At 43.2% G+C, this 10,835-nt stretch carries 10 protein-coding genes and 1 pseudogene; 6 read left to right on the forward strand and 5 right to left on the reverse strand.

All coding sequences use genetic code 11. The features are described 5' to 3' along the window. Positions 1-175 precede the first annotated feature (175 nt). From purF to parA, 4 genes are all read right to left on the reverse strand, one after another. Positions 176-1,639, reverse strand: a complete 1,464-nt coding sequence (gene purF / locus PY364_RS02585) for an amidophosphoribosyltransferase (RefSeq protein WP_275520256.1) — start codon at positions 1,637-1,639, stop codon at positions 176-178. 332 nt (positions 1,640-1,971) lie between these two features. Next, entirely contained in the window at positions 1,972-2,424 is a 453-nt protein-coding gene (locus PY364_RS02590; RefSeq protein WP_275520259.1) for a hypothetical protein, read from the reverse strand. A 104-nt stretch (positions 2,425-2,528) separates the two neighbouring features. Further along, positions 2,529-2,663 carry a hypothetical protein gene (locus PY364_RS02595; RefSeq protein ID WP_275520261.1) on the reverse strand — a complete coding sequence of 45 codons (135 nt, stop codon included), beginning with the start codon at positions 2,661-2,663 and terminating at the stop codon, positions 2,529-2,531. A 243-nt stretch (positions 2,664-2,906) separates the two neighbouring features. Further along, positions 2,907-3,530: a ParA family partition ATPase gene (parA, locus tag PY364_RS02600; protein ID WP_275520263.1), complete on the reverse strand. Its 624-nt coding sequence runs from the start codon at positions 3,528-3,530 to the stop codon at positions 2,907-2,909. Positions 3,531-3,624: 94 nt separating this feature from the next. Between parA and PY364_RS02605 the strand changes: the two genes are divergently transcribed. The 6 genes and pseudogenes from PY364_RS02605 to clpP form a co-directional block, all read left to right on the forward strand. Beyond that, positions 3,625-4,467 (forward strand): metal ABC transporter permease, encoded by an 843-nt coding sequence (locus PY364_RS02605; protein ID WP_275520266.1) that lies wholly within the window; start codon positions 3,625-3,627, stop codon positions 4,465-4,467. A 173-nt stretch (positions 4,468-4,640) separates the two neighbouring features. Continuing rightward, complete coding sequence (locus PY364_RS02610; protein WP_275520278.1) at positions 4,641-4,835, forward strand: heavy-metal-associated domain-containing protein; 195 nt, start codon at positions 4,641-4,643, stop codon at positions 4,833-4,835. Positions 4,836-4,980: 145 nt separating this feature from the next. Beyond that, entirely contained in the window at positions 4,981-7,233 is a 2,253-nt protein-coding gene (locus tag PY364_RS02615; RefSeq protein ID WP_275520269.1) for a heavy metal translocating P-type ATPase, read from the forward strand. A 113-nt stretch (positions 7,234-7,346) separates the two neighbouring features. After that, positions 7,347-7,610 (forward strand): hypothetical protein, encoded by a 264-nt coding sequence (locus PY364_RS02620; protein ID WP_275520271.1) that lies wholly within the window; start codon positions 7,347-7,349, stop codon positions 7,608-7,610. A gap of 98 nt (positions 7,611-7,708) precedes the next feature. Continuing rightward, positions 7,709-8,839 (forward strand): DUF5009 domain-containing protein, encoded by a 1,131-nt coding sequence (locus PY364_RS02625; RefSeq protein ID WP_275520274.1) that lies wholly within the window; start codon positions 7,709-7,711, stop codon positions 8,837-8,839. Positions 8,840-9,066: 227 nt separating this feature from the next. Beyond that, a pseudogene (clpP, locus tag PY364_RS02630) lies at positions 9,067-9,684 on the forward strand (ATP-dependent Clp endopeptidase proteolytic subunit ClpP); the annotation flags it as partial. A gap of 83 nt (positions 9,685-9,767) precedes the next feature. Here clpP and PY364_RS02635 read toward each other — a convergent pair. Next, positions 9,768-10,700 carry a hypothetical protein gene (locus tag PY364_RS02635; protein WP_275520276.1) on the reverse strand — a complete coding sequence of 311 codons (933 nt, stop codon included), beginning with the start codon at positions 10,698-10,700 and terminating at the stop codon, positions 9,768-9,770. Between the last annotated feature and the right edge of the window lie 135 nt (positions 10,701-10,835).

A 10,835-nucleotide genomic window follows, 5' to 3' on the forward strand; every position in this document is an offset into this window, starting at 1 on the left:
TTTCTTTACCGCCAGGATGGCGGCGTTACAGAGAGAGTGAGTAAGTCCTGTTGTCTTTACCGCCAGGATGGCGGCGTTACAGAGAGAGTGAGTAAGTCCTGTTGTCTTTACCGCCAGGATGGCGGCGTTACAGAGAGTGTGGGTAAGTCCTGTTGGTATTACCTACTTTGACTAATTAAGTAGGAACTTTTTCCAGAATTAACTTAGACCGTTTAACTGGTTCTGGGACAACAATTGGATAATCCCCTGTGAAACAGGCCGAACAGAAGTTATTAGAATCTTCCTTAGTCGCCTTCAGCATCCCTTCTCTACTCAAGAAAGCTAAAGAATCAACCCCAATTTGCTCGGCAATTTCTGCAACTGATTTCGTAGCAGCAATTAACTGATCTTGGTTATCAGTATCAATCCCATAAAAACAAGGGTGAGTTACTGGGGGTGACGAAATTCTCATGTGAACTTCAGTAGCACCGGCATCTCGCAAAGCTTTGACTATTTTACGGCTAGTAGTTCCTCTCACAATTGAGTCGTCTACCATGATTACTCGCTTACCCTCTAAGACATCTTTAAGAGGGTTAAGTTTCATCTTAATTCCTGATTCTCGCATGGTCTGAGTTGGCTGAATAAATGTGCGTCCGACGTAGCGATTTTTAATCAGTCCCTCAGCATAAGGAATCCCTGAAACTTGGGAAAAACCAATTGCAGCGGGAATTCCAGAATCAGGAACGCCGATAACAATATCAGCATCAATGGGGGATTCTTCTGCTAATTTTTGCCCGATTCTGAGCCGATAGCTATACAAACTTTCGCCTTCCATTATGCTGTCTGGCCGAGCGAAATAAATCATTTCAAAGATGCAAAGTTTTGGCTTTGGTTGTTGACTCCAGTGGAAGGAAGCCATACCATCTTCGGTGATCCAAACTAATTCTCCTGGTTCTACATTTCGCAAATATTCGGCACCAATGATATCTAAGGCGCAGGTTTCTGATGCCAAGGCGTACCGGATGGGATTTGTGCCTAAAGTGCCAATTACGAGGGGACGCACGCCGTAGGGATCGCGCACTCCCATTAAGCCTGCGGGGGTACCGATGACTAAACTAAAGGCTCCTGTGCAGCGATGAAAGGCGCTGATTGCGGCTTCTAACCAGTCTTTGCCGTCGTTTACTTCCAGCGCGATCGCCACTGCGATCATTTCAGAATCCGTTGTGCTGACAAAGTTGCAATTCCGGTTTAGCAATTCTTCGCGTAAGACACCAGTATTGACAAGATTGCCATTATGTGCTAGTGCCAAGGAACCTAATCGAGTTTCGACAACAGCAGGCTGAGCATTCACAACCTTTGATGAGCCTGTGGTAGAGTAGCGGGTGTGACCAACTCCTATGGTTCCAGGTAGGTGGCTTAAGCAGGATTCGTTGAAGACTTGGGATACTAGCCCCATATCTTTGTGCAAATGCACTTTTTCACCCTCAAATGTGGCTATTCCAGCCGATTCCTGACCCCGATGCTGTAAGGCGTACAGACCAAAGTATGTCATTTTAGCGACATCTTCACCGGGAGCACAGACACCGAAAACACCGCAAGCTTCTTCTTGCTTGTCGGATGCTAAATTTTCGTCAGCGGCGAGGGAATGGTTGGGGATCATGGTATGGCTTGGTTCCTAATCAGGATCGTGGGTTAGTGGGAGGCTCTGAAAGCTGGATGCTGTCCGGCGCAGCCGCCGTGCAGTTTAATTATTTCTTAATGTTCCCATGTATTAAGCATTAACTCACATCCTAGACCTTGAGGCAGATGCTAAGGGGCGTTCGATGGCAGGATAGTAGCGATCGCGCATATTTCCGATTGTAACGTTAGTTAACGGTTTGCGATCGGGGGGATTTCCGCCAAACCAGATGCGGGACTCCCACAACCAAGCGGAAAACCACTTTCAACACTTCTCCCAATTACCAATTACCAATTATCCTGCAACTAAAATCACTAGAATTTAACTTGCTGTGCTGCAATACCAGGAAAACAGGTTTTATCTAGTTCTCCAATGAATGGCCCTTGCTTAATTTCGATCATCTCTACTTCTTCTATGACTTCAAAACCATGACCGCCTTTAGCTATTAGAATTAAGTCGCCAGCTTCTAAAATCCGGCTTTCTAAATACTCTCGTTCTTCGCTATAAAAATCAACGCGGAGTTTTCCCTTTTTAATTAAGAGAACTTCTTGAGTATAGAAGACTTCTCGTTTAACAGGATTGTGAATGTGAGGTTGAATCACTTTGCCTGCGGGATGTTTCATGTAGGCAAGTTGTTGGGAAAATGTGTTGGGGGTGAAAAAGCTAACTCCAGGCTTGTTGAACTTACCAGAAACAATCAGTGCTAGTAGGAGCTGATTGCAGGTAATTTCTTCAACTAATTTCTGAGTGAGTTGTTCAGTTGTCATAGGGTCAGGTGATTTAATCTTATTTGTTTAATACTTGATTCAAGTTATAGTAGACCTAATACCCTGTTGCTAATAGCTAATTCTTAATAGCTAATAGCTAATTCTTAATTGCTAATGCCTAGGATGCCACCGGATTTGATATCAGTTCTAAACTTTGGCAAGTAAACAGGGCGATCGCGATCGCCACCATCCCGAAGGCGAAACCCCAGTCTGTAAAATCTAGGAGATCGAGATGCCAAAACTTGCCAAGGGTAAAAGCGCCAACTCTGCTATAACTTAAACTATAACTTTATTTTGCCTAGATTATTCCCTTTAGCTGTTGATAAATTACAAACTTTATGAAAGAAAGTTACTTTATTTGACAATTGTAAAGTTTCTGTAAAGGGTGTCAAAATACCCAGATGGGTTTGCTAAGCTAAGAATGTTTTGACAATTTTAGTCTCCGCCACCCTTCCTTCTTCCTTCTTCCTTCTACTTAACACCTATAACTCGATTAATTCTTCCACCAACGCCCTGATTTCAGCGGCCGCTGCTCCTTTTGGCTCTGTTTCCAACACCGTACAGCCAATAGTTGCTGATTCTGCGAATGCAACGCGCTGACAAATAGCCGACTTTAAAACAGGAATTTGATAGCCAGAAAGAGCTTCTGCTACATCCCGACCAATTGAAGTATTAACTATTTTACGATTAATAACAAATACAGATTTCAGCCAATCTTTATAAACAGAAGCTTCTCGGATCAGGTTAATTACCTTTTCCGTTGCCCAAATATCGTAGGGCGAAGGTTGGACAGGAATGAGTACAATATTAGAAGCCATGATCGCAGAACGAGCTAAATCTGAGACTCGCGGCGGGCCGTCAATCACGACATGACTGTAACTCTTAGCGATCGCAGGTAAGTCCCGGTGGATCGTAGGACGGTCTAAACCTACGACAGAGAAAGGTAAATCGCTATTTCTAGCCGCCGCCCAATCTCGTGCAGAACCTTGAGGGTCAGCATCCACAAGCAGTATCCTACCACCGCGCAAAGCCAAGGCATGGCTGATGTGAACGGCGATCGTTGTTTTCCCAACGCCTCCCTTTTGGTTTTGAACTGAGATAATCATGCCGTATTTACAGAAATTTTTATTTAGTTTAATACATTAGAGTATATCCGCAGCCAATAATTGATATAACTTATAATTAATTAAAAAATTGACAATGGATTTTCTACTCAAACCCTTTCATTACGAGTTTTTCAGCCGCGCCTTATTAGTAGCAATGATGGCAGGTCTATTGTGTGGCGTAATGGGGGTTTATATTACAACCCGCCGGATGAGTTACATTGCTCACGGTCTATCTCATGCTATTTTGGGCGGAGCCGTATTGAGCTACGTTTTAGGTTTAAATTTCTACATAGGCTCTGGAATTTGGGGATTTGCCTCAGCTTTATTAATTCAATATTTAACTGGCCGCAAAATCTATGCGGATGCTGCTATTGGTATTGTCACAACTGCTAGCTTTGCTTTGGGAGTAGCGATTATTAGTAGTTATCGGAAATTCAGCCAAAACTTTGAAGCTGCACTGTTTGGCAATGTCCTCGGTGTTACTCCCCAAGATTTGTGGATTGTTACAGGAGTAACTATTGTTTTGCTCAGTCTAGTTTTCGTCTTTTATCAACCTTTACTCTTCTGGTGTTTTGACCGAGAAGTTGCCCAAGTTCACGGCGTACCTATAAAATTAATGGATACACTTTTTGCTTTAATGTTGGCAACTTTACTGGTAGCAACGTTGAATATTTTAGGAGTGACACTGATTATTTCCGCTGTGGTAATTCCAGCTTCGACTGCAAGGCTTTTAAGCGATCGCTTTAGTTATATAATGTTGATTTCAGGTGGGCTAGGAGCTGCGATCGCTTTCGTTGGTGTCTACCTCAGCTACCACTTTGATATTGCTTCTGGAGCTAGTGTTGTGCTGCTATCTACAGTGCTATTCGGTAGCGTTTTACTCGCTACTGGTTATCGCCAAAGCCGAAAACAATATCTACCTCCTATTCACAAATAAATTTTTTTTCCACTTTCCAATCTTACTTTTTGAACAGAAATTTAACAACCGGAGCTGTGTAAAGGGATTGCAACAAAACTTAATATTTAATTGCAGTTTACCTCTTGACTCTCCTGTTGACTGGAGAGTACAAGATGGAGCTAGTTCAATTAGAAAGCAAATCGATGGTTACTATGACATTACAGCTCAAAGTTCCCAAAATGGCTTGTTCTGCTTGTGTAAACACGATCGCTAAAGCAGTTCAAAGTATTGACCCAGCCGCTAATGTTGAGGCCGATCCTAAGACCAAATTGGTCAAGATTCAAACAATTAAGTCTGAAAGTGCAATTAGGGAAGCGATCGCAGACGTAGGCTACCCTACTGCTTAATTTAACAGTTAATGGTTAACTGTTAACTGTTAACTGTTAACTGTTAACTGTTAACCCTTATCTAGTCACTGTCAAAAGATAGTTATATCAGGGAAAATAGCACACCAAATTGTAAAAATTGCTAGAATAATTGTGGAGATTGATAATGGATAATGCTCGATTAAAATTGCGAGGAATGAGTTGTGCTTCTTGTGCTAATAGCATTGAAGAAGCTATTCTTTCTGTTCCAGGTGTGAGAGAATGCAGTGTCAACTTTGGTGCTGAAATTGCCACTGTTACCTATGACTCCGAAAAAACTGATATTAAGGCAATTCAGGATGCGGTAGATGTCGCGGGATACGCAGCTCAACTCATCCAAGCAGAGGATATATTTAGTACAGATAACGATGCAGAAAAGCGAGAAAAACAGGCAGAAACTCAACAATTACTCCAAAAAGTTTGGATAGGTGGAAGTGTCAGCAGTATGCTGTTAATTGGATCGTTACCAATGATGACAGGAATTTCAATTCCTTTCATTCCAGGATGGATGCACAATCCTTGGCTGCAATTGGCATTAACTACACCAGTAGTATTTTGGTGTGGCCACAGTTTTTATATTAATGCTTGGAAAGCTCTAAAACGTCATGCTGCAACAATGGATACTTTAGTGGCACTTGGCACTGGCTCTGCATATCTTTACTCTATTTTCACAACTTTTTACCCCAGCTTCTTTACTACTCAAGGCTTAAGTGCTGATGTGTATTATGAAGCATCTGCTGCGATTATCACTCTGATTTTGTTAGGAAAATTGCTAGAGAATAGGGCTAAAAAGCAGACTTCAGAATCCCTACGCAAATTGATGGAATTGCAACCAAAAACAGCTCGTGTTATTCGGAATGATGAAGAGGTAGATATCCCAATTACTGAAGTAGTTTTAGGTGATATAATTTTAGTACGCCCTGGTGAAAAAATTGCAGTTGATGGCGAGATCGTGGATGGCTCCTCTACCATTGATGAGGCAATGGTAACAGGAGAAAGCGTCCCCGTAAAAAAACGACCAGGGGATGAGGTAATTGGAGCCACAATTAATAAAACTGGTAGCTTTAAATTCCGAGCTATACGAGTTGGGAAAGATACATTTTTAGCACAAATTGTGCAATTAGTGCAGGAAGCACAGGGTTCCAAAGCACCGATTCAAAGATTAGCAGATCTAGTGACAGGATGGTTTGTGCCTGTGGTGATTGCGATCGCGATCGCGACTTTTATACTTTGGTATAATCTCATGGGTAACATTACCATTGCATTGATTACTACTGTGAGCGTTCTAATCGTTGCTTGTCCCTGTGCTCTGGGTTTAGCTACGCCAACTTCAATCATGGTGGGAACAGGCAAAGGTGCAGAAAATGGCATTTTAATTAAAGGAGCAGAAAGTCTAGAATTAGCGCATAAATTGCAAGTAATAGTTCTCGATAAAACAGGGACAATTACCCAAGGAAAGCCGACTGTTACTGACTTTGTAGCTATTAATGGCACTGCCAATAGTAATGAGTTAAAACTGATATCTTTAGCAGCAGCAGTTGAACGAAATTCTGAACACCCTCTAGCTGAAGCTGTTGTGCAATACGCGCGAGCGCAAGGTGTAGATTTAACAGAATCTCAGGAATTTGAAGCTATACCTGGTAGTGGCGTACAAGGATATGTTTCTAATCAATTCGTGCAGATTGGAACCGCTCGCTGGATGCAAGAACTAGATAATGATACTAGCGCATTACAGAAACACTGGGAGCGATTGGAATATCTTGGGAAAACAGTAATTTGGCTGGCAGTCGATGGTAAGATGGAAGGGATTATGGGGATTTCAGATGCGGTTAAACCTTCTTCTATCAATGCAATTCAAACTTTGCAAAAGATGGGTTTAGAAGTGGTGATGTTAACTGGAGATAATCAGCGCACTGCTGAAGTAATTGCGCGGGAAGTTGGTATTAAACGAGCGATCGCAGAAGTTCGCCCGGATCGGAAAGCAGCTCAAATAAAAAGTCTGCAAGCAGAAGGTAAGATTGTCGCAATGGTTGGAGATGGTATTAATGATGCGCCAGCACTGGCTCAAGCAGATGTGGGAATAGCAATTGGAACCGGAACAGATGTAGCGATCGCAGCTAGCGATATTACCTTGATTTCTGGCGATTTGCAGGGAATTGTCACCGCAATTCAACTATCTCATGCCACAATCCAAAATATTAAACAAAATCTGTTCTTTGCCTTCATCTACAATGTGGCAGGTATCCCAATTGCGGCGGGTCTTCTCTACCCGGTGTTTGGCTGGCTATTGAACCCGATAGTTGCTGGTATGGCGATGGCTTTTAGTTCGGTTTCTGTAGTCACAAACGCATTACGATTGCGAAATTTTTCATCAAATTAGGAGTTACGCACGATTACGTAACGCCGCCATCTTGGCGGTATCATCACCGCCCAGAGGGCGGCGTTACGGGTAGTATCGATTTCTGTTTCTGACTTTAACTAGGAGAAAAAACCATGCTTACTCAAGTTTTGCTTTTAAGAAAGTTAGCAGGATTGGGATTGTCAATCGGCATAACTTTACTTCCAATCTCAGGGGCGATTGCCGCTGAAAGCCATTCTAATCTCTCTAATAACTCTGCTCATAAAAATGCTCAATTTGAATCGATTGAACAACCATTAGTGAATAAGGTTGCAGTCACTTTAGGAGGACTAGGGCTAATTGGTTTAGAGCTTTGGTGGTTTTTGTTCAGTAAATCTAAATCTCTGAAAGACGATTGATAGGCGATTGCTTTTCAAGATTTAGATTTTGGGTTCTAGCGCAAGCTCAAAGGTTACTTGCTTGGGTTTAAAATAGCAATGCTGAATAAAAATGACCTATGCGCCTGACATCTCTTGACGTTTTTCGAGGAATTGCGATCGCTTCCATGATTCTTGTCAATAATCCTGGTAGTTGGGATTACGTCTATCCTCCGCTAGACCATGCAGAATGGAATGGTTGCACGCCTACAGACTTAGTATTTCCTTTCTTCCTCTTCGCTGTTGGCGCGGCGATGTCTTTTTCGTTATCGAAATATACCGAAGGAAACCAACCTATATCAACAGTTTACTGGCGCATTTTACGCCGCGCAACCTTGCTTTTTCTATTAGGTTTATTGCTTAATAGCTTCTCAATTTTTCTGGACGTACTTCTCAATGGTTCCCCAATTGAGAATTTTGGTAAAATCCGTATTTTGGGAGTATTACAACGCATTAGTTTAGCTTATTTATTAGCCGCGATCGCAATTCTCAATCTCTCCTCCCGAAACCTAGGAATACTCGCAGCTACGCTACTTTTAGGCTACTGGGGTGCATTAACCTTAATTCCCGTTCCCGGTTACGGCGCAAACCTCCTGACTCCAGAAGGCAATTTAGGCGCATATATCGATCGCCTAATTCTCGGAACCCAACACCTTTACCGTCAAGGACAATACGATCCAGAATCAATACTCGGCACATTACCCGCGATCGCCACAGTCCTTGCTGGCTATTTTACAACTCAATGGCTGCGAGTTCAACCAATCAAAACTCGTACTACTTGGAATTTAGTAATAGTCGGTCTCGCTTCCCTAATAATTGGTCAACTTTGGGGCTTTTTGTTTCCCATCAACAAACAACTTTGGACAAGTTCTTATGTTCTGTTCACCGCAGGCTGGGCTATCTTATTAATCGCGATTTGCTACGAAACAATTGAAGTCCGTCGCTGGCGATGGGGGCGGCCTTTTGAAATCATGGGATTAAATGCAATTTTTGTCTTTGTTGCTTCTGGTTTTGTCGCTAGAATATTACTAAAAACCCACATTGGTAGTGGTGAAAAGCCTCCAACAACCTATACTTGGATTTACGAGAACTTTTTTCGACCTTGGGCCGGCGCGATGAATGGTTCCCTCGCTTTTGCCCTAACTACGGTATTATTTTGGTGGGTTATTCTTTATCTAATGTATCGGCGCGGCTGGTTCTTAAAAATTTGACAAGAGTTAACGGTTAACTGTTAACGGTTAACGGTTAACGGTTAAGTAAATCCACCTAATTAAACATAAGATCGGGATGGCTAAAAAGCTGAGTGTATAAACATTCTTCCTTCTTCCTTCTTCCTTCTTCCTTCTTCCTTCTACTTAACTGTTCAAAAATTTCCGTCTCGATCGTGTCAACTGTCAGCTATTAGTATTAAAATTAAGAAAAGTTACACGAACAGGAAGGCTCTATGATTCCAACAGTTATCGAACAATCGGGTCGCGGAGAACGGGCCTTTGATATATACTCGCGGCTGCTGCGCGATCGCATCGTCTTCCTCGGACAGCAGGTGACATCTGACTTGGCAAACCTGATCGTTGCCCAACTGCTATTCTTAGACGCAGAAGACCCAGAGAAGGATATTTATCTCTATATCAACTCACCAGGGGGTTCTGTCACCGCAGGGATGGGTATTTTTGACACCATGAACCACATCCGGCCAGAGGTTTCGACGATTTGTCTTGGTTTAGCGGCCAGTATGGGTGCTTTTCTCCTCAGCGCAGGTGCCAAAGGTAAACGGATGACTCTGCCTCATTCCCGGATTATGATTCACCAACCTTTAGGCGGTGCTCAAGGACAAGCAACTGACATTGAGATTCAGGCGAAAGAAATTCTTTATCACAAAAGACGCTTGAACGAACATTTGGCCGCCCACACTGGTCAACCCCTCAGCCGGATTGAGGAAGACACCGAACGGGATTTCTTTATGTCGGCAGACGAAGCAATGGAATATGGTCTTGTCGATCTAGTGATTGACCGCCGCCCTTCCGCCACGCGCCCCATAGTTGCTGTCCCTAGTTAGTAGTTAGTAGTTAGTTGTTAGTAATTAGTTGTTAGTTGTTAACAACCAACAACCAACAATCAACAACTAACTACTAACTCAATTTACTGCGATTCCAGATATTGCAGGAAATCGATTAACTGTTCTTTATTTAACTGATGCCGTGCGATTTTACCGTAAGCTTGGTTAAGATGATCGCGACCTTGCTTTTTATCCCAATGCAGGCGAGTAATTTCCTCAGTAGTTTTGCTAAAAATTTCCAGATAGTCTAAGAAATCTAGCAATTCATGCCGAGCTAAAATACCCTGAGAAAACTTGCCGTAAGCTTGAAGCAAATACTCCGATTCTTGTTCTTTGTTCCACTTGAGGCGTTTGAGTAGCACATCTATTTGCGCGATCGCATCGGAATTATCCTCTATAGTCTCGCTCGGCGGGCTCATTTCCAGAGGTATCCCACTTTGAATGTCTGTAGATAGCGGTTCCACTTCCCCTACATCGGGCCTGCTGTCAGTCGGAGGCGAAAACGATGTTTCACTTTTGCCGCCTGTTGGCGAGGGTATTGCCGCTATCTCCTGGCCTTGGGAAGAAACCCCATAACTAGAGGAAAGCCAAGCATCAGATTCTAGTTGCTTCGGCGCAGGGGGGACGCTTGCAGCTTTGGGAGGAGGTGGCGATCGCACGGGTTCAGGTGGAGGCAGATATGCAGATTCATTTAGCTGAGTTTTGGTATTGACAAAACTGCCTCGATCTGATGGTAAATTTTTTTCAGTAGTAAGAGGAACCTGCGGGGGAATAGCCGAGGTAGTTACAGGGTTAGTGGAGACAGACGTAGGGGAGTTGAGGTTTAGGAGAGATAGCGATCGCTTCCAGCTTTGATCCTCTGCTAACTCAACACTATCACCAGCGGACATCGCCGTAGCCAGAGTTTTTCCGTCTACCTGAATCAGAGTGCGAACGACAAATTTACCTTGATAAATTGTCACCAACTCTGAGATTAACTGACCTGTCGGATAGAAAGCGCGAAATTGAGCAAACATAAGCTTTTGGCCCGAAAACCAGTGAGGGCTGCTCACCTAAGTGTAATACAGCCGCTTGATAAATTTATGTGGCGATCGCGAACCACCCCAAAATTATGCACCCGTAACGCCGCCCTCTGGGCGGTTCTTTCACCG

Source organism: Kamptonema sp. UHCC 0994 (assembly GCF_029167235.1).
In the GTDB taxonomy this organism is placed as follows: Bacteria; Cyanobacteriota; Cyanobacteriia; order Cyanobacteriales; family Microcoleaceae; genus Kamptonema.